Below are 17,390 nucleotides of genomic sequence, written 5' to 3'. Positions count from 1 at the left end.
TGCACCATGAGTGAGCGTGGCAATGACTTCGTGGTGGTGGCCAACCGCCTGCCGGTAGATCTGGAAACCCGGCCCGATGGCAGCCATACCTGGACGCCCTCGCCGGGCGGTCTGGTCACCGCATTGTCTCCAGTCCTCGAATCACACCAGGGATGCTGGGTGGGCTGGCCCGGTGTGGCCGATGCCGCGCCAGAGCCCTTCCGCACCGATACCGGCGTGCTGCTGCACCCAGTCAAGCTCACCGAGTCCGATTTCGAGGGCTTTTATGAGGGTTTTTCTAATGCCACCCTGTGGCCGCTCTACCACGATCTCATCGTCACCCCTACCTATGACCGCGATTGGTGGCACGCCTATCGCGAGGTCAACCTGCGTTTTGCAGACGAGGTAGCCGAGGTCGCCGCCGAAGGCGCCACCGTGTGGGTACAGGACTACCAGCTGCAGCTTTTGCCTGGCATCCTGCGCCAGAAGCGCCCGGATCTCACCATCGGATTTTTCCTGCACATCCCCTTCCCTTCCGCCGATCTCTTCCGCCAGCTGCCCTGGCGCGAGGAGCTCGTGCGCGGGCTGCTTGGCGCGGATCTCATCGGCTTCCACCTGGAGGCCAATGCCCGCAACTTCTTGGAGCTTGCCCGCCGCCAGGGCCTCGACGTACAAGGCGAGGCCAGCACCCGCGAGGTCACCGCGCATATTCGCCTGCCGCAGGGGCGCACCATCGGCGTGGGCGCCTTCCCCATTTCCATCGCCGCGAAGGACTTTGCCGCATTCACTGGGGAGGAGAAGGGGGACGTCGCCAAGCTGCGCGAAGAGCTGGGCTCGCCCAGGCGCATTATCTTGGGCGTGGATCGCCTCGATTACACCAAAGGCATCCTGCAGCGGCTGACCGCCTTTGAGGAGCTGCTGGACACCGGCGCGCTCGACCCGGAGGAGGTGACGCTGGTGCAGCTCGCCACGCCGTCGCGCGAGCGCCTCGACCATTACAAGGCCACCCGCTCCAAGGTGGAAGAAGCCGTTGGCCGCATCAACGGGCGCTTCGCCCGCGTAGGTCACCCGGTGGTGCACTACCAGCACCGCGGCGTGGCCAAGAGTCTCCTGCGCTGCTACTACCGCATGGCCGATGTCATGCTGGTGACCCCCTTCAAGGACGGCATGAACCTGGTAGCCAAGGAATACGTGGCCTGCCACGACGATGGCTCGGGCGCGCTGGTGCTCTCCGAGTTCGCCGGCGCGGCCGATGAGCTCAACCAGGCCTACCTGTGCAATCCCTTCGATATCGAGTCCGTCAAGGCCGCCTTGCTCAATGCGCTCAAGGCGCTTGACGACGCCCCCTCCACCATGACCCAGCGCATGCTCACCATGCACCAGCAGGTCACCGAGCACGACGTGCAGCTATGGTCCCAGTCCTTCCTGGGCTGCCTGCGCCAAGCAGAAGAACAGGGGGCGGGCGCATGATGTCTCGCTTTCCCCGCCTGGCCGCAGTGCCCATTGCCGCGACCTGCGCCGCCGCATTACTGGCCGGCTGCGGCTCCGGCGACGAGGAACCCCAAGCCCCTGGCGATAAGCAAATCTTGGATAAGCAGTGGCAGATAGTTTCCATCAACACCACCCCGGATGCCGCCTCCACCATCCCGGAGTCCATTCCGCAGGCCCCTACGTTGAGTTTTGGCGAATCCACGATGGTGGGCACCACCGGCTGCGCCCAAATGGTGGGCAAGGTGACCTATTCCGCCGATGATGAGCGCCAAAACATCCGCGAGGGCAACCGCCTCCACTTTGACGAGGTGGAGTTTGACGAGACCGCCGAAGATTGCCACGGCGCGTCCGTGTGGGCCGATAACCTACTGCGCAACCTGATTTCCGCGGACCACGATTTCCACTACGCCGTCAATTCCAATAACCAACTGGTCTTAGAACTGGTCACCGATGATGTGGACTCGCCGTCTATCAAGTTGGTTTCCCTGGGCGGTTAATTGCGTAGGCTGGAAGCCATGACGCTTTCAACTGCCATCAAGGCCCTTGCCGCCGCCGAGCACCTCGCGGTGGTCTCGGACTTCGACGGCACGCTCTCCCCCTTCGCCACGGCCATCTATGAGGTCGAAATGAACCAGGAATCACTGCGCGCCCTGGATAAACTGGCCCACCTGCCGGACACCACCGCGGCCGTGCTCTCCGGCCGCCACCTCGAAGGCCTCAAGCGCGTGTGCCCTCTGCGCGAGCCCGTTCTCTTCGGCGGCTCCCACGGCGCCGAGTCCTCGTGGGAGGACACGGAACTGACCCCCGCGATGCGCGAGCACCTCGCCACCAAGGAAGCCGAGATTCGCGAGATCATGGAGCGCTTCCCCGGCGCGGATATCGAGGTCAAACCCTTCCAGCGCGTGTTGCACCTGCGCGCGCTCGAGGATTCCGATCCAGAGGCTGCCGCCCAAGCCTATGAAGCCGCCCTCGCGCTCGATCCGGGCGGCTTCCCCCGCACGGCCGGCAAGTCCGTGGTGGAGTTCTCCGCCACCCAGGCCACCAAGGGCACGTGGATTGAGAACCTGCGCGAGCGCACCGGAGCCACCGCCATGGTCTTCTTGGGCGATGACGTCACCGATGAGGACGGTTTCCGCGCCCTGCACCAGCCGCCAGACGTTGGCGTCAAGGTCGGCGAGGGCGATACGGCGGCCGTAGTGCAGCTTGCCGACGTCGACGCCGTCGCCCACTTCCTCACCGAACTCGCCGCCGCCCGCGCGGCTCATGTCGGCCGTCCCAACAACGGCGGCGCTGCCTAACACGCCGCAGCCTAACGAAGCGGCACCTAGCGCGGCGGCGCCACCGTCCGCCCGGCCGCGAAGCTGGTCTGCAGCACGCGCCGTAGCACCGCAGTTTCGCTCGGGTCCGGACCCTCGGCGCCGGCGATGAGCTTGGCGAGCATATGGCCGGCGGCCGCGCCCTTGGCCTTATTGGGCTGGACGATCGTCGTCAAGCCAAGGCGCTGCGCCGCATCAATGCCGTCGAAGCCGGTAACGGACAGCTCGCCGGGGACGTCGATGCCCCGCTCGCGCGCATAGGTCATCACGCCTAGCGCCATGGAGTCGGTGGTGCACAGGACGGCGGTGAGATCAGGGTGGGCGTCGAGAAGCAACTGCGCGGCCACCCGCGTGGTGTGCGCATCGTTGATGTGCTGGGTGACCACGGGCACGGTCTCGGGCGCGATGCCCGCCTGCGCAAAGACGTCCATGGCGCCCATGACCCGGGCGCGCTGCACGTGCATATCGGCGCCCTGAAGCTCACCCCACGAAATGGGGCCATCGTGGCGCTCGCGCTTGAGGCGAATCGCCAGCACGCCGATCTTGCGGTGGCCGGCCTCCACCAGCGCGCGGGCGGCCGGGGCAATCGCCGCGCGGTCATCGATGCCCACGAACGGCAGGCCCGAATCCGTCGGCTGATCGCAGACCACCACCGGCAGCCCGCGGCCGCGCGCCGCCTCGAGGTAGGCATCCCCGGCCGCCACGGAGTAGACCACAAAGCCATCCACCGCGGCCGAGCCCACCAGGCTGGCCGCCTCCGCCTCGCCCTCCGGGCCGGCCGGGATGAGGGTGAGCGTGGTCTGCGCGCCGGCCGAGGCTTCTGCCATGCCGGCCAGGAAATCCACCGAGGCCATGTCCTCGAAGGCATAGGACAGGTGCTCGGTCAGCAGCACGCCCACCGAGCCCGCGCGGCGGGTGCGCAGGCTGCGGGCCGTAGGGTCCGGCCCGGGATACCCCCGCGCCTTCGCCGCCGCCAGGATGCGCTCGCGCGTTGCGGCCGAAAGCTGATCCGGCCGGCTATAGGCATTGGATACCGTCGTGCGCGAAACACCCAGCTCGGCGGCCAGCGAGGCCAGCGTTTTGCGGGTGGGGCTGCGTTTCACCATGACCGCAAGCATACCCCGCGGCCGTATTTTCAATACATATTCAATTGACAATGGTTCCCATCAAACGCACACTGGAAACTATGCATACCTCACTTCGCGCATCCGCAGCCCTCCTCGCGGCCGGTGGCCTCCTGCTGACCGCCACCGCCTGCTCCTCCGACACCGAGGACTCGGCCGCCGAGCCGGGCGCTCAGAAGAAGATCTCCATCGTCGCGTCCACCTCCATCTGGGCCGACGTCGCCCAAGCCGTGGCCGATACCGCCTCCGGCGTGGACATCGAGGTCAAGCCCATCGTTGAGGGCAACGGCGTTGACCCGCACCACTTCGAACCTTCCGCGGCCGATATCGCCAAGGCCGAGGATGCTGACCTGCTCGTGGTCAACGGCGGCGGCTACGATTCCTGGATTTACCAGGCCGTCTCCGACCAGGACGATATCGTCTCCGCCCTGCCGCTGACCGATCACGGCAAGCTGGCCGATGACCCCAATGTCATGACCATCGACGCTGCTAAGGCCACCGCCAAGAAGGACCCGAAGAAGGTCACCAATATCGAGGGCAACGAGCACATTTGGTACGACCCGGCAGCGCTCGACGAGGTCGCAGGAAATATCGCTGACCAGATCAACGAGCTCAATACCGATGCCAACGCCAGCACCGAGCGCGTGGACTCCCACGTCGACCGCCTGCGCGACAAGCTCAAGGAACTGCCGGGCGACCTCTCCTACGCGCAGACCGAGCCGATTGCGGACTACATCATGAAGTACACCTCCGGCAAGGACGTCACCCCAGAGGGCTACCGCAAGGCCACCATTTCTGAGGGCGAGCCCACCGCGGCCGACCTCGCCGCCTTCACCAAGGCGATTAAAGAGGACAAGGTAGACCTGCTCATCTTTAACCCACAGACCGAAACCGATACCGCCGGCCGCATCAAGTCCGCCGCGGAGGATGCGGACGTCTCTATCGTCGAAATCGGCGAAACCCCGCCGGATGGCAAAGAATTCTGGACCTACTATGACGAGGTCACCGATTCCCTGGGGAAGCTCTAGTGCTCATCCACTTTCATGACGCAGCGGTTGCCCCGCTGTGGTCCAGCCTTAACCTCGCCGTTGACCGCGGCGAGTTTATCGCCGTTTTGGGCCCCAATGGCGTGGGCAAATCCACCCTGCTCGGCACCATCTTGGGAACCCGCAAGCTCACGGCCGGCAGCGTCGACGTTAACTGCCGCGTCGGCTTCATCCCGCAGCAACGCATGTTCCCGGCCGACCTGCCCCTGCGCGCCCGCGACTTAGTCTCGCTCTCCCTGGCACACGGCGCTTTCCGACGCCGCCGCCCGCCCCGCCACCGCGTCGACGAGCTCCTCGCCGAGGTCGGTGCCACCGGCCTACGCGACCGCCGCGTCGGCCAGCTTTCCGGCGGCCAGCAGCAGCTCATCCGCCAGGCCCAGGCGCTGGCCAACGACCCCGAGCTCATCCTCGCCGACGAGCCGCTGCTCTCGCTCGACCCGGCGCGCCAGCAGGCCACCGTGGACAAGCTGGATACGCTGCGCCGCGAGCGCGGCACCTCCATCATGTTTGTCACCCACGGCATCAACCCGGTGCTCGGGGTGACCGATAAGGTGCTCTACCTCGCCCCCGGCGGCCATACTTTCGGCACCGTGGATGAGGTCATGCGCTCCGATGTCCTTTCCGAGCTCTACGGTTCCAAGGTCAACGTCTTAAACGTCGATGGGAGGCTCATCGTTGTCTAGCTTTATGGAAGACACCCAGTACCTGCTCAGCGTGGACTTTGTGCAGTCCTCGCTCATCGCCTCCGCGCTGCTGGGCATCCTCTCCGGCGTGATGACCTCGCTCATCGTGCTGCGCCAGATGTCCTTTTCGGTCCACGCCACCTCCGAGCTCGCACTCATGGGCGCCTCGGCCGCGCTGCTCTTCGGCCTCAACCTCGGCTTTGGCGCGGTGGCCGGCGCCATCGTGGCCGCCATCATCCTCGCTGTCCTGGGCTTCAAAGGCCAACAAGACAGCGCCATCGGCGTGGTCATGAGCTTTGGCTTAGGCCTCTCGGTGCTGTTTTTGCACCTCTACCCCGGCAACGCGAATACCGCGATGACGCTGCTAACTGGCCAGATCGTCGGCGTCTCTTCGGCCTCGGTATGGCTCTTGGCCGCGACCACCGTGGTCATCCTCGCCGCCGTCGCCATCCTGTGGCGGCCCATGCTCTTCGCCTCGGCCGACCCGGTCATGGCCCAGGCCGCCGGCGTACCCACCCGCTTCATTTCCGTCGCCTTCGCCGTGCTCGTAGGCTTGGCGGCCGCGCAGTCGGTACAAATCGTCGGCTCGCTGCTCGTCATGGCGCTGCTCATTACCCCGGGTGCGGCGGCCGTGCAGATTACCTCCTCGCCCCTGCGCGCGGTCATGTGGGCCACCATTTTCGCCGAGGTCTCGGCCGTCGGTGGCTTTGTCTTATCGCTCGCGCCCGGCCTTCCGGTCTCGGTCTTTGTTACCACGATTTCTTTTGTCATTTACCTGGTGTGCCGCCTCATTGGCTGGCAGCGCAATAAAAAGGCGGTGCGCGACGAGGTCGCCGCAAAGCGCTTCCACGCCGACTGCCACAGCACCGCCGAAGAGCACCACGCCGACTAGACTGGGCGGCTATGCACGTACACCGCCGCACCGCGGATGTGGATGGCCGCACCCGCCGCTTTCTCGTCATCGCGCCGGATAACCCCGGCCCGCGCCCGAACCTCTTGCTCTTCTTCCACGGCTCGCTGCAGTCCGGAAACGTGATGCGCCGCTTTACTAACGGCACCTTCGACGAGCTTGCCGATGCCACCAATACCGTCCTCGTCTACCCCGACGGCGTCGACCGCCATTTCAACGATTGCCGCAGCATCCTGCCCGTCACCGCCCGCGCGGAGAACGTGGACGACGTTGCCTTCGCCGCCTACCTCGTCGAGGAGATGCAGCGCGAATTCGGCACCGCCCGTACCTTTGCCTGCGGCTATTCCAACGGCGGGCAGATGGTGCTCCGCTTGCTTTTCGACGCACCCTTTGCCCTCACCCGCGCTTGCATCTTCGCCTCCACCCTGGGCGAGGGCGATAACCACGCGCCCAGCAACCCGGCCGGCTACCGGCCCACGCCGCTGCTGTTTTTCCACGGCACCGCCGACCCGTACGCGCCATACGAGGGCGGGGTCGCCGGGCTGGACGCCGAGCGCACCCGCGGCCGCGTGCTGTCCGCGCCGGCCACCGCCGAGCACTTCGCACTGGCCAATGGCTGCCAGCCACCCCGCGACTACCACCCCACCGCGGATGTCACCGCCACCGCATACGACGGCGATTTCCCCGTCGAGCTGTGGACCATGGAGGGCCTCGGCCACGTGATTCCCTCTAGCATGAAAACCGACCCACGCATAGGCCCAAATACGGATTCCTTCCGCGCTGTGGATAAGGTCCGCGAGTTCTTCGTCCTCGACGACGCCCAGGCCTAGTTATCCACAGCTGCGTGCCACGCACCGCGCGCCGGCGTGCACCCGCACTTAACGTGTGGAGCCGTGAACGCGCTACAGAATTTCTTGACAGGCCTGGCCGCCGGCATGGACATTATCGCCGACTGCCACGGCCTTACTAAGCGCGCGCTTATCGACGCCGGCTGCCCCGACACCACCGCCGCCCGCCTGCTTGCCCTCGCCGATACCTACTTCGGCCCCACCGCGTTTAGCCGCCTCCAGCGCGAATCCATCGCCGCGGCCCGCACCAACGAGCACAGCCTCACCGCGCTGCTGGCCATCGAGCGCCACGCCACCAAGCTGAAGAGTAAGCGCCAGGCCTGGGCGCTGCGGCGGGAGCTGTGTGGGATGAAGGGGGATGCGTCGGACGTCGACAAGCAGGGGCGCCAGCGCGTGCGTGAGATTAAAGGTCCGCCGCAACGCAAGCCCGGTGTCAAGCTCTACCGCCGCGCCGATGGGCCGTGGACCATGACGATTACCGGCAAGTCTGCGGACATCGCGGATATGCACGCCGCGCTCGATAAGGACGCCCCGCTCGATTCGGTGCGCAAGATTTTTCAAGGCGACGCCGCCGCTTCCCGCACGGCCGTGACCACCAATGTGGTGCTGCGCCTGGACGAACTCGACCGCGTCGTCGACACCGCCGGCGATGACATCACCCTGCAGCTGACCAATGGTGCCCGAATGACCGGCGCGGACCTAGTGCGCCGCGCCTTTACCGCGCACGGATATGTGACTCTGATCCACCCCGTGAAGGGCCCGGTGAACCTGTACCGCACCGAGCGGCTCGCCTCGCCGAAGCAGCGCACCATGGCCGCCGCGGAAAATCCCACCTGCCCGTGGCCGCAGTGCAATTACCCCGCCGATGAATGCCAAGTCCACCACCTCACCGCGTGGCGCCACGGCGGCGAGACCAACCCCGAAAATCTCACCATCGCCTGTCCGTATCACAACGGCGTCAACGACGATGACCCCAACGCCCCGCCGCTGCGCGGCCGCCTGGCCAGGGTGGATGGAACCATTAAGTGGCTGCCACCCTGGGCGGAAAGCGACTAGAAACCTCGCCGGAGGTTACTGGGCCGCGCGGCGCTGGCGTGCGAATTCGGAGAGCACGGAACCGGCCGCGACGGAAGCATTGAGGGACTCGACCCAGTCCGTCATCGGGATGGACATGATGACGTCGCAGTTCTCGCGCACGAGGCGGGAGATACCCTTGCCCTCGGAGCCGATGACGATGACCACGGGATCCGTCGCGCCGTTATAGGTGTCCAGCGTGTGCTCGCCGCCGGCGTCTAGGCCGATGACCTGGTAGCCGCTCTTTTGGAATTGCTGCACGGTGCGGGTGATATTCGTCGCGCGGGCAACCGGCAGGCGCGCCGCCGTGCCGGCCGAGGTACGCCATGCCACGGCGGTTACGGACGCGGAGCGGCGCTCGGGGATGATGACGCCGTCGCCGCCGAAGGCCGCCACGGAACGGATGACCGCGCCGAGGTTGCGCGGATCGGTGATGTTATCCAAGATGACGAACATGCCGGGGCGTGCGTTCTCGGCCGCACGGGCGATGAGCTCGTCGACGTCGGCGTATTTATACGGCGGGATCTGCAACCCGATGCCCTGGTGCATGCCGTTGCCGGTCATGCGGTCCATCTCGTGGCGTTGCACCTCGATGATGGGGATATTGCGGGTATTGCACATGGCCACGGCCTCGGACAGGCGCTTGTCATTGCGGGTACCGGCCACGATGTAGAGCGTGGTGGCCGGCACCTTGGCGTGCAGACACTCGATGACCGGGTTGCGGCCCACGACCATCTCGGCGGTCTCTTTCTGGTGGCGGCCGGAGTTGCGGCGGTCGCGCTCCAGCTTGGCCTTGTGCTTGGCGTGGTAGATGCGGTCCTCTGCCTTGGGCGTCGGGCCCTTACCGGCCAAGCCCTTGCGGCGCTGGCCGCCGGAGCCCTTGGTTGCGCCTTTCTTATTGGTCTTGCGGATTCCCGCGCCACCGCGGCCGTGGGTACGTGCCATAATCTATGTCCTTTCGGAGTGCTTAACGCTGCGCCAGCGACCAGGTCGGGCCGTCTGGGGTATCGGTGATGGTGATGCCGGCGGCCGCGAGGCGGTCACGGACGGCGTCGGCAGTAGCGAAGTCCTTATCCGCGCGCGCCTGGGTGCGCCGCTCCAGCTCAGCTTGTACCAGCGCATCCAGCGCGGCATCCGCCCCGCTAGCTTGCGCTCCATCTTCCCACTCCAGCGGGTCAAAACCAAGTACGTGCGCCATCGCTCGCACCTGGCTGGCCAGCGTGCGTGCCTCGGCCTCGTCGCCGGCCGCGAGCGCCTTATTGCCGGCGCGGACGGTGGTGTGGATTTCCGCCAAAGCCTTGGGCACCGCGATGTCATCATTCATCGCGTCTGCAAAGCCCTGCGTCCACTCGCCAAGCTCCAGATCGTCGAAGTGGCCGAGGAAGTCCTCGATGCGGCGGTAGCCAGCGGCGGCCTCGGTCAGCGCGGCCTCGGAGTACTCCAGCACGGAGCGGTAGTGTGCCGAGCCCAGGTAGTAGCGCAGCTCCACCGGGCGCACCAGCTCCAGCATATTCGGGATGGACAACACGTTGCCCAGGGACTTCGACATCTTCTCACCCGACATCGTCACCCAGTGGTTGTGCATCCAGTAGTTGGCGAACTTATCGCCGGCCGCATGCGACTGCGCGATTTCGTTCTCGTGGTGCGGGAACTGCAGGTCCAGGCCGCCGCAGTGGATATCGAAATTAGAGCCCAGGTAGTAGGTGGACATGGCCGAGCACTCCAGGTGCCAACCAGGGCGGCCGTCGCCCCACGGGGTAGGCCAGCTGGGCTCGCCCGGCTTCGCGGCCTTCCACAGGGCAAAGTCCTGCGCGCCGCGCTTGGCGGAATCCTCGCCCTCGCCCTGTTCCATTTCCTCTACCTTGTTGCCGGACAGCGAACCATAATCGGAGCCTTCGGCCTTGGTCCACGCGGCAACGTCAAAGTAGACGGAGCCATCGGCGGGGTAGGCAAAGCCGGCGTCGATAAGCCGTTGCATATAGTCGACCATCTGGGTGACAAAGCCGGTTGCGCGCGGCTCTACCGAAGGAGGAAGAACGCCCAGGGTGTTATAGGCCTTAGTGAACTCGCGCTCATACGTGGACACCCACTCCCACCAGGGGCGATTATTCTCGGCCGCCTTGGTGAGGATCTTGTCATCGATATCGGTGACGTTGCGTACCAGGGCTACGTCATAGCCCTGGGCGAGCAGCCAGCGGCGCAGGATGTCGAAGGCGACGCCGGAGCGCAGGTGCCCGATGTGCGGCTGGGCCTGCGGGGTGGCGCCGCACAGATAAATCGAGGCGTGGCCGGGGCGAATCGGCTCGAAATCGCGTTGGCTGCGGGTGGCTGTGTCATAAATGCGCAAAGTACTCACGCCACCCAGTCTAATTGACGCGTGCGCGGGGTTAGTGTGGTGGGCTAGGCGCGCCAGACGACGGCCGTGGCAACCGCCGCGCGGCCCTCCTTACGGCCGGTGAACCCCATATGGTCCGTCGTGGTGGCAGAGACGGACACGGGGGCACCAAGGATTTCGCTCAGTACCGCTTCGGCCTCTTCGCGGCGCGGTCCCATCTTGGGCGTCTGGCCGATGAGCTGCGCTGCGGCGTTGCCGATGATAAAACCCTCGGATTCGAGCAGTTCCCTGCATTCGCGCAGCAGCTTCGCACCCGAAACGCCATCGTATTCGGGCCTGCCGACACCCACGAAGGAGCCGAGGTCGCCGAGGTGGGAGGCGGATAAGAGGGCGTCGACAAGCGCGTGCGCTACCACGTCGCCATCGGAGTGGCCCTCGCAGCCAGCATCGCCCTCGAAGAGCAGGCCGGCGATCCAGCAGTCCTTGCCGGCCTCGATCTGGTGGGCGTCGGTGGCGATGCCAACACGCGGGATAATCGGGTTAGTCATGGGTCTCCTCAGTCAGGGCGTGGGCCAGGGTGAGATCGATGGGCGTGGTGATTTTGAACGCCAGGGTATCGCCTGGCACGGTCGCCACGTGCTCGCCGTGCCATTCCATGAGGCTGGCGTCATCCGTAGCGGTGAATTCGGGCTGCTCGGCCCAATAATCGAGGTTGGCTTGGCGCAGCGCAGGCAGGCGGAAGGCCTGCGGGGTTTGCACGGCGCGCAGGCGGGAGCGGTCGGGAGTGCTCACCACGGCGTCGGCCGCGACTTCCTTGATGGTATCGGCCACGGGAACCACGGGCACGGCCGCGGGGGCGCCTTCGAGCACGCGCTTGGCGACGCCCCGCACCATCGCCGGCGGAGTCAGCGCCCGGGCCGCATCGTGGATGAGCACCACGGCGTCGTCGTCGGGGATTGCCTGGAGGCCGGCCCACACGGAATCGGCGCGCTCGCTGCCGCCGTGCACAAGGCGGATGGGCGCGGCGTTTGTAGCGCTTTTAGCGCCTGCGGTGTCGATGCGGCCGATGATGCGGGCGGCCTCGGGCTCCATATCTGGGCTGACCAGCACAATGACCTCATCGACCACGCCGGAGGCCAGCAGCGCGCGCACGGAGCGCTCCAGGAGGGTGCGCCCGCGCAGCTCGACATAAGCCTTGGGCACCTCGGCACCGAGGCGGGTGCCCTGGCCGGCGGCCGCGATGAGCGCGATGACGCGCGGTTTAGTCTTCGTCGTCGAAGGAGAGGTCATCGAGATCGATGTCGTTGTCGATATCGGTGGTGATGGACTTATCGTCTACCAATCCGGCCGCGCGGTGGCGCTCGATGGTGGCATCGATTTCTTCCATCATGGTGTCGGCCTTCTTCTCATCGACCGGCTTGGCCAGCGCGAGCTCGCCCACCAGGATGGTGCGGGCCTTGCCCAGCATGCGCTTCTCGCCGGCCGAAAGGCCACGATCCTGGTCGCGGCGCCACAGGTCGCGAACGACCTCGGCAACCTTATTGATATCGCCGGAAGCGAGGCGCTCCTGGTTAGCCTTATAACGGCGGGACCAGTTGCCGGCCTCTTCGACGTCCTCGTCACGCAGCACGGAAAAGACCTTTTCCAGGCCCTCCTTGCCCACGACGTCGCGCACGCCGACGTTATCGGCGTTCTTGATGGGCACGCGGACGACTAGGTCGGACTGGTTGATGTGCAGCACCAAGTATTCCAGCGTCTCGCCACCCATCTCGCGGGTCTCGATATCCTCGATGACGGCCGCACCGTGGTGCGGGTAGACGACGACCTCGCCGACCTTATACTCCATTGCCACTCCTTGTGTTCCCGATTTATCCCGGTTGACTAAGGCCGCCATTTTATCACGCACGGCCGCCCCGCCTGCGGATACCCCCGTATACCCCCACGGTCTACCCGCCCGGTTTGGGACTAACTGTGTACTTTATTGCCAAAGGGACTAGGCTAAAGCGTTGACAAGCCCTGTGATCGCAATTGATGGAGGATGCTCAACGTGCAGTCCCTGAAGTCCGCCGCCCGCCGCGGTGCCATTATTTCCGTAACCGCCGTCTCCGCTCTGGCGCTGGCTTCTTGCTCGGCGGGCCAGGTCGCCCAGACCGCCGAAAAGGTGGCTGCGGTCGATGGCGCTTCTGCAAGCACGGAAGACAACAAGGTTGCGGTTCGCGATGTCACCATCCTGGTAGAACCGGACGGCTCCGCTGCCCTGAAGTTCACCGCCGTAAACCAGGGCTACGACACCGATGTCATCTCCCTGGAGTCCGTCAAGGTCGACGGCCAGCGCGTCGAGATGGACAAGGCTCAGCCACTGCACCGCGACCAGTCCATCATCGCGGATTCCCAGAAGAACCTGGACGCGACCACCCAGCAGGATTCCGAGAACGTCCAGTACATCGCCACCACCCTGAAGAACGATGACTTTGGCTACGCCGGCGACCGCCCAGTTACCTTCGAGTTCTCCAATGGTTCCTTCGACGTGGACGCCACCATTGCCGCCACCCAGATGCAGTCCGGCGAATTCGACCGCGACGTCGAGTCCTCCGAGGGCTACTCCTCCGAGGCTCCAAAGAACTAAGCCGCGCCGCCCTAAATCCCCGCCTCCAGCCCGTTTCGGGCCGGAGGCGTTTGCGTGTTTTAGGCTAGAGGCCATGGCCAAGAAATCTCGCCCCATCCACACCTGTTCCGAATGCGGCTACGTCTCGCCGAAATGGCTCGGCCGCTGCCCCGACTGCGGGTCTTGGGGCACGTTGGAGGAACGGGCGCCGGTGGTGGCGGGGCCTGGGACAGCGGGGGCGTCGGCAAGCAAGGGCGTAGCGCCGTCGAGCCCGGCGCAGCCGATTACCAAGATTGGGGCGCAGGCGACCAAGACGGTGCGCACCGGCATCGGCGAGCTCGACCGCGTGCTAGGAACCGGCATTGTGCCCGGCTCAGTGGTGCTCATGGCCGGCGAACCGGGCGTGGGCAAATCCACGCTGCTGCTGGAAGTAGCCTCGCGGTGGGCCCAGCTCGGCCGCACCGTGCTCTATGCGACGGCCGAGGAATCCGCCGGCCAGGTCCGCTCCCGCGCCGAACGCACCGGCGCCCTGCAGGAATCGCTGTACTTGGCGGCCGAGTCCAACTTGGATGCGGTCTTTGGGCACGTGGATAAGCTCAAGCCGAGCCTCATTATCGTCGATTCGGTGCAGACCATGCACGCCGTGGGCGTGGAGGGCGTATCGGGCGGCGTGGCGCAATCGCGCGCGGTGACGGCCGCGCTGACTTCGCTGGCGAAGTCCACCGGCATTCCGGTACTGCTGGTCGGCCACGTGACCAAGGACGGCAACGTGGCCGGCCCGCGCGTGCTGGAGCATCTTGTCGACGTCGTCTTGAACTTCGAGGGCGACCGCCAATCCAGCCTGCGTATGCTGCGCGGCATCAAGAATCGCTTTGGCGCCACCGACGAGGTGGGGTGTTTTGAGCAAACGGCCGGCGGCATTCGGGAAGTCGCGGACCCTTCCGGGCTGTTTCTCTCTCACCGCGGGACGACGCCGGATGGCTCGGCCGTAACGGTCGCGATGGACGGCGTGCGGCCGATACTCGCGGAGGTGCAGGCGCTGACGGTGGACCCGGTAGCGAAGAACCCGCGGCGCGTGGTGACCGGGCTAGATTCCAACCGCGTGCCGATGGTGCTTGCGGTGCTGCAGGCGCGCGCCGGCCAGCGCACCAACGATAAGGATGCTTATGTCGCCACGGTGGGCGGCATGCGGATTACGGAAACCGCCACGGATTTGGCGGTGGCGCTGGCAACGTGGTCCTCGCTGCACGAGCAGCCGCTGCCGGCCAAGACGGTGGTCATTGGCGAGGTGGGCCTGGCCGGCGAGTTGCGGCCGGTGCCCAATGTGGAGCGGCGCTTGATGGAAGCCGCGCGGCTGGGCTACAAGCACGCGATTGTCCCACGCGGGGATATCGAGCCGGTAGAGGGCATGCGCGTGCACCAGGCCGGGACGCTGGGGCAGGCCATCGCCGCGGTGTCGAAGTAGCGCCTAGCGCAGCGTGAAGTCCTGCGGCGGGGAGGAGTTATCGCCGATGACGGTGTGGGCGAAGTAGGCCCCAGGTTCGGCCGCGGGGCGGTCGGTGCACTCGCCCGGCTTGGAGGCTTGGCGGGACCATTCGGCCTCGAATTTCACGTCCTTGCCGGCCGGGAAGGTTTGCGAGCCGGTCTGCACGGAGGCGTAGCAGTCCGTATCGGACCACACGCGCTGGTTATCGGCCATCTTGTAGACCTCGAAGCGCAGCAGGTTCTTGTCCAGGTCGATCGTGCAGTCCGCGGCCGTGGGGTTGGTGACCGTCATGAAGAACTTCGGCAGCTCGCCTTCCGGCACGGAGTAGTTCAGCATGGAGGTGCGCACCTGGAGGTCCGCGAGGTCGCAGGTCTTCTTGGCCGCCTCGGAGCTTGCAGGCGCAGCGCTCGACGGCTCGCTTTCGGCCGCCTTGCTTTCCGATGTCCCCTCGGCCGAGGTCTCCGCAGCCGTCTCCGAGGCGGCTTCGGAGGTCTCCGGGGCGGCAGAAGACGAGGTCTGCTCCGGCGTGGGCGCAGGGGCGGCGGTATCGGCCGGCTCATCGCTGCTGCCCCCGAAAGCAGCCACAGCCGCCCAGATCAGCACCACGACCAGCACGAGTACGATGATGAGCGCCGCTACTCGTCGGCGCTTGTAAATCTCTTCTGGTAGGGGCTTTTTCTGCGTCACGCTGTCAATTTTAAGCGGTGGGCACGGGCCGGTGCGCTAAGCCCGCGCCGCGTGTCAGGCGGGCTAGTCCACCCCGAAGGTCTGCAAGGTTTCCACGCTGGAATCTTCCAGCAGGTAGCGCGCGCCGATAACGCCCAGGGCACCCTCGTCGAGCAGACGGCGGACGTTGGGCACGCTGGCCACCAGCTGGGCGACGGTCTGGCGGGTGTGTTCCCGCTCGACGTCGTCAGTCGTGGCATTCGGGCCCGCCACTAGGGCGGAGGCGGCAACCTTCTCGATAATTGGTCGCTGCAGGCCGGTGGGCAGCTCGCCGCCAGCCACGAAACCGGTAGCCGCGCCCACCGCGCCACAAGATTGATGGCCAAGGACCACCAGCAGGTTGGGTTTGAGGGCGGCGAGGGCGTAGTCGAGGGAGGCTAGGACGGCGTCGTCAAGAATGTGGCCCGCGGTGCGGATGACAAAGGCATCGCCGAAGCCGATATTGAAGACGTGCTCGATAGGGGCGCGGGAATCGGAACAGGAAATGACCACCACGCGGGGGTCCTGGCCGTGAGTTAGGCCCTCGCGGTTATAAATCTCGCGCACGTCGACGGTCTCGCCGTCTAATACACGCTGATTTCCCGCTTTGAGGGCCTTCCATACGGCCTGCGGTTCGTGGGCAACATTACGTAAAGGCATAGGCCACATTCTAATGCCCTAGACTATCTCCCACGATGGATTCGCAAGCTCTTCTTTCCTGGTTCGATGCCAATGAACGCGACCTGCCGTGGCGCCGGCCTGGCACGAGCGCGTGGGGTGTGCTGCTCAGCGAGGTCATGAGCCAGCAAACCCCGGTCGCGCGCGTGGCTCCGGTGTGGGAGGAATGGATGCGGCGCTGGCCCACCCCGGCGGACTTTGCCCAGGCCACCCGGGCGGAGGTACTGCGCGCCTGGGGCAAGCTGGGCTATCCGCGGCGTGCGCTGCGCCTGTGGGAGTGCGCGGCGGCCATTGGCGAGGGTGAAGTGCCGGCGGACGTCGATAAGCTGCTGCGCCTGCCGGGCATCGGTGACTACACCGCGCGGGCCGTGGCGTGCTTCCACTTTGGGATAAACGTGCCGGTGGTCGATACCAATGTGCGGCGGGTGTATGCGCGCGCGGAGGACGGTAGGTTCTTGGCGCCGCAACCGTCGAAGCGGGAATTGGCGGCCGTGGCGGAGCTGTTGCCGGCCGAGAATGGGCCGCGTTTTTCGGCCGCGCTCATGGAGTTGGGCGCGCTAGTATGCACGGCGAAGAATCCTTCCTGCGAGCAGTGCCCGCTGCGCGCGAGCTGTGCGTGGCAGCTCGCTGGCCGGCCGCAGCCCAGTGCAGAGGAGCAGGCGCGGGCGAAAAAGCGCGTGCAAAAATTCGTCGGCACGGACCGACAGGTGCGCGGCAAGATTCTGGACGTGCTGCGCGCGGCGGAGCGGCCGGTGCCGCAGTCCGAGATTGACGTGGTCTGGCCCGATGCGGCACAGCGCTCCCGGGCGTTGGCTTCGCTGCTTGCCGACGGCCTCGCCGAGCAAAACGACGCCGGCCTGTTCCACCTCCCTATTTAGGGCGTTAATAATGGCCGGCTATAATCGCAGGTCGCGATCCCGAAGGTGTGATCTGGTTAACGCCAGCGGCCGCGGAAATTGAATCCGCCTGGCAGGTTCACCCACATGCCGCCGCGGGAATTAAAAGTGACCGGTCCTACCTTGGTAGACATCGACGCGCCGGATCCGGAGACGTTGATCCAGCTATTCTTGCCGGTCTTTTTTCTTGAACGATACTGAAGTCCCATAAGCA

General features: G+C 65.8%; 20 protein-coding genes. 11 read left to right on the top strand and 9 right to left on the bottom strand.

The features are described 5' to 3' along the window. The first annotated feature begins 6 nt into the window (after nucleotides 1-6). Genes RAE09_RS06505 through otsB form a run of 3 tightly spaced genes read left to right on the top strand, consistent with a single transcriptional unit; the run spans nucleotide 7 to nucleotide 2,768 of the window. On the top strand, nucleotides 7-1,449 hold the full coding sequence (locus tag RAE09_RS06505; RefSeq protein ID WP_200435759.1) for an alpha,alpha-trehalose-phosphate synthase (UDP-forming): 1,443 nt from the start codon (nucleotides 7-9) through the stop codon (nucleotides 1,447-1,449). Continuing rightward, complete coding sequence (locus tag RAE09_RS06500) at nucleotides 1,446-1,967, top strand: META domain-containing protein (RefSeq protein ID WP_316981263.1); 522 nt, start codon at nucleotides 1,446-1,448, stop codon at nucleotides 1,965-1,967. Before RAE09_RS06505 ends, RAE09_RS06500 begins: the two co-directional genes overlap by 4 nt. 18 nt (nucleotides 1,968-1,985) lie before the next feature. After that, nucleotides 1,986-2,768, top strand: a complete 783-nt coding sequence (gene otsB, locus RAE09_RS06495; RefSeq protein ID WP_316981262.1) for a trehalose-phosphatase — start codon at nucleotides 1,986-1,988, stop codon at nucleotides 2,766-2,768. 26 nt (nucleotides 2,769-2,794) lie between these two features. On the opposite strand, the gene RAE09_RS06490 is transcribed toward otsB, so the two are convergent. Further along, nucleotides 2,795-3,892: a LacI family DNA-binding transcriptional regulator gene (locus RAE09_RS06490; protein ID WP_316981261.1), complete on the bottom strand. Its 1,098-nt coding sequence runs from the start codon at nucleotides 3,890-3,892 to the stop codon at nucleotides 2,795-2,797. 50 nt (nucleotides 3,893-3,942) lie between these two features. Between RAE09_RS06490 and RAE09_RS06485 the strand changes: the two genes are divergently transcribed. The 5 genes from RAE09_RS06485 to RAE09_RS06465 all read left to right on the top strand — a co-directional run bounded on the left by RAE09_RS06485 (nucleotide 3,943) and on the right by RAE09_RS06465 (nucleotide 8,453). Further along, nucleotides 3,943-4,938: a metal ABC transporter solute-binding protein, Zn/Mn family gene (locus RAE09_RS06485; protein ID WP_394372000.1), complete on the top strand. Its 996-nt coding sequence runs from the start codon at nucleotides 3,943-3,945 to the stop codon at nucleotides 4,936-4,938. Further along, on the top strand, nucleotides 4,938-5,639 hold the full coding sequence (locus RAE09_RS06480; protein WP_316981260.1) for a metal ABC transporter ATP-binding protein: 702 nt from the start codon (nucleotides 4,938-4,940) through the stop codon (nucleotides 5,637-5,639). The genes RAE09_RS06485 and RAE09_RS06480 overlap by 1 nt, the downstream gene beginning before the upstream one ends. After that, nucleotides 5,617-6,531: a metal ABC transporter permease gene (locus tag RAE09_RS06475; RefSeq protein ID WP_208853870.1), complete on the top strand. Its 915-nt coding sequence runs from the start codon at nucleotides 5,617-5,619 to the stop codon at nucleotides 6,529-6,531. Before RAE09_RS06480 ends, RAE09_RS06475 begins: the two co-directional genes overlap by 23 nt. Nucleotides 6,532-6,542: 11 nt before the next feature. After that, nucleotides 6,543-7,379, top strand: coding sequence for an alpha/beta hydrolase family esterase (locus RAE09_RS06470; protein WP_316981259.1), 837 nt, complete (start codon nucleotides 6,543-6,545; stop codon nucleotides 7,377-7,379). 63 nt (nucleotides 7,380-7,442) lie between these two features. Beyond that, nucleotides 7,443-8,453, top strand: a complete 1,011-nt coding sequence (locus tag RAE09_RS06465) for an HNH endonuclease signature motif containing protein (protein ID WP_316981258.1) — start codon at nucleotides 7,443-7,445, stop codon at nucleotides 8,451-8,453. A 15-nt stretch (nucleotides 8,454-8,468) separates the two neighbouring features. Here RAE09_RS06465 and rlmB read toward each other — a convergent pair whose 3' ends face one another. Genes rlmB through RAE09_RS06440 form a run of 5 tightly spaced genes read right to left on the bottom strand, consistent with a single transcriptional unit; the run spans nucleotide 8,469 to nucleotide 12,652 of the window. Continuing rightward, complete coding sequence (gene rlmB, locus RAE09_RS06460) at nucleotides 8,469-9,416, bottom strand: 23S rRNA (guanosine(2251)-2'-O)-methyltransferase RlmB (protein ID WP_005329975.1); 948 nt, start codon at nucleotides 9,414-9,416, stop codon at nucleotides 8,469-8,471. 22 nt (nucleotides 9,417-9,438) lie between these two features. After that, complete coding sequence (gene cysS, locus RAE09_RS06455; protein ID WP_316981257.1) at nucleotides 9,439-10,827, bottom strand: cysteine--tRNA ligase; 1,389 nt, start codon at nucleotides 10,825-10,827, stop codon at nucleotides 9,439-9,441. 44 nt (nucleotides 10,828-10,871) lie between these two features. After that, a complete protein-coding gene (gene ispF, locus RAE09_RS06450) occupies nucleotides 10,872-11,354 on the bottom strand; it encodes a 2-C-methyl-D-erythritol 2,4-cyclodiphosphate synthase (RefSeq protein WP_005329967.1) in 483 nt (160 codons plus the stop codon). Further along, nucleotides 11,347-12,096 carry a 2-C-methyl-D-erythritol 4-phosphate cytidylyltransferase gene (gene ispD / locus RAE09_RS06445; RefSeq protein ID WP_200435749.1) on the bottom strand — a complete coding sequence of 250 codons (750 nt, stop codon included), beginning with the start codon at nucleotides 12,094-12,096 and terminating at the stop codon, nucleotides 11,347-11,349. Before ispD ends, ispF begins: the two co-directional genes overlap by 8 nt. Next, on the bottom strand, nucleotides 12,068-12,652 hold the full coding sequence (locus RAE09_RS06440) for a CarD family transcriptional regulator (RefSeq protein ID WP_005325718.1): 585 nt from the start codon (nucleotides 12,650-12,652) through the stop codon (nucleotides 12,068-12,070). The genes ispD and RAE09_RS06440 overlap by 29 nt, the downstream gene beginning before the upstream one ends. Before the next feature lie 192 nt (nucleotides 12,653-12,844). Between RAE09_RS06440 and RAE09_RS06435 the strand changes: the two genes are divergently transcribed. Beyond that, nucleotides 12,845-13,432, top strand: coding sequence for a hypothetical protein (locus RAE09_RS06435; RefSeq protein ID WP_316981256.1), 588 nt, complete (start codon nucleotides 12,845-12,847; stop codon nucleotides 13,430-13,432). A gap of 73 nt (nucleotides 13,433-13,505) precedes the next feature. Continuing rightward, complete coding sequence (radA, locus tag RAE09_RS06430) at nucleotides 13,506-14,876, top strand: DNA repair protein RadA (protein ID WP_302258631.1); 1,371 nt, start codon at nucleotides 13,506-13,508, stop codon at nucleotides 14,874-14,876. 3 nt (nucleotides 14,877-14,879) lie between these two features. Here radA and RAE09_RS06425 read toward each other — a convergent pair whose 3' ends face one another. Both RAE09_RS06425 and RAE09_RS06420 read right to left on the bottom strand, forming a co-directional pair. Then, nucleotides 14,880-15,584, bottom strand: a complete 705-nt coding sequence (locus RAE09_RS06425; RefSeq protein WP_316981255.1) for a hypothetical protein — start codon at nucleotides 15,582-15,584, stop codon at nucleotides 14,880-14,882. A 63-nt stretch (nucleotides 15,585-15,647) separates the two neighbouring features. Then, complete coding sequence (locus tag RAE09_RS06420) at nucleotides 15,648-16,262, bottom strand: carbonic anhydrase (RefSeq protein WP_302258633.1); 615 nt, start codon at nucleotides 16,260-16,262, stop codon at nucleotides 15,648-15,650. 35 nt (nucleotides 16,263-16,297) lie between these two features. On the opposite strand from RAE09_RS06420, the gene RAE09_RS06415 reads away from it, so the two are divergent. Next, nucleotides 16,298-17,158 carry an HhH-GPD family protein gene (locus RAE09_RS06415; protein WP_049377888.1) on the top strand — a complete coding sequence of 287 codons (861 nt, stop codon included), beginning with the start codon at nucleotides 16,298-16,300 and terminating at the stop codon, nucleotides 17,156-17,158. Nucleotides 17,159-17,214: 56 nt separating this feature from the next. Here RAE09_RS06415 and RAE09_RS06410 read toward each other — a convergent pair whose 3' ends face one another. After that, the gene (locus RAE09_RS06410; protein ID WP_080970400.1) at nucleotides 17,215-17,385 is read right to left on the bottom strand and encodes a DUF4236 domain-containing protein; all 171 of its coding nucleotides are present in this window, start codon (nucleotides 17,383-17,385) and stop codon (nucleotides 17,215-17,217) included. Nucleotides 17,386-17,390 lie beyond the last annotated feature (5 nt).

Source organism: Corynebacterium tuberculostearicum (genome assembly GCF_032821615.1).
In the GTDB taxonomy this organism is placed as follows: domain Bacteria; phylum Actinomycetota; class Actinomycetes; order Mycobacteriales; family Mycobacteriaceae; genus Corynebacterium; species Corynebacterium tuberculostearicum_H.
This window is presented reverse-complemented; position numbering and strand designations above follow the sequence as displayed.

Coding starts and splice junctions, on each gene's coding strand:
- RAE09_RS06505 (WP_200435759.1), top strand. CDS start 7: ATGAGTGAGCGTGGCAATGACTTCGTGGTGGTGGCCAACCGCCTGCCG.
- RAE09_RS06500 (WP_316981263.1), top strand. CDS start 1,446: ATGATGTCTCGCTTTCCCCGCCTGGCCGCAGTGCCCATTGCCGCGACC.
- otsB (WP_316981262.1), top strand. CDS start 1,986: ATGACGCTTTCAACTGCCATCAAGGCCCTTGCCGCCGCCGAGCACCTC.
- RAE09_RS06490 (WP_316981261.1), bottom strand. CDS start 3,892: ATGGTGAAACGCAGCCCCACCCGCAAAACGCTGGCCTCGCTGGCCGCC.
- RAE09_RS06485 (WP_394372000.1), top strand. CDS start 3,943: ATGGTTCCCATCAAACGCACACTGGAAACTATGCATACCTCACTTCGC.
- RAE09_RS06475 (WP_208853870.1), top strand. CDS start 5,617: ATGGGAGGCTCATCGTTGTCTAGCTTTATGGAAGACACCCAGTACCTG.
- RAE09_RS06470 (WP_316981259.1), top strand. CDS start 6,543: ATGCACGTACACCGCCGCACCGCGGATGTGGATGGCCGCACCCGCCGC.
- rlmB (WP_005329975.1), bottom strand. CDS start 9,416: ATGGCACGTACCCACGGCCGCGGTGGCGCGGGAATCCGCAAGACCAAT.
- ispF (WP_005329967.1), bottom strand. CDS start 11,354: ATGACTAACCCGATTATCCCGCGTGTTGGCATCGCCACCGACGCCCAC.
- ispD (WP_200435749.1), bottom strand. CDS start 12,096: ATGACCTCTCCTTCGACGACGAAGACTAAACCGCGCGTCATCGCGCTC.
- RAE09_RS06440 (WP_005325718.1), bottom strand. CDS start 12,652: ATGGAGTATAAGGTCGGCGAGGTCGTCGTCTACCCGCACCACGGTGCG.
- RAE09_RS06435 (WP_316981256.1), top strand. CDS start 12,845: ATGCTCAACGTGCAGTCCCTGAAGTCCGCCGCCCGCCGCGGTGCCATT.
- radA (WP_302258631.1), top strand. CDS start 13,506: ATGGCCAAGAAATCTCGCCCCATCCACACCTGTTCCGAATGCGGCTAC.
- RAE09_RS06420 (WP_302258633.1), bottom strand. CDS start 16,262: ATGCCTTTACGTAATGTTGCCCACGAACCGCAGGCCGTATGGAAGGCC.
- RAE09_RS06415 (WP_049377888.1), top strand. CDS start 16,298: ATGGATTCGCAAGCTCTTCTTTCCTGGTTCGATGCCAATGAACGCGAC.
- RAE09_RS06410 (WP_080970400.1), bottom strand. CDS start 17,385: ATGGGACTTCAGTATCGTTCAAGAAAAAAGACCGGCAAGAATAGCTGG.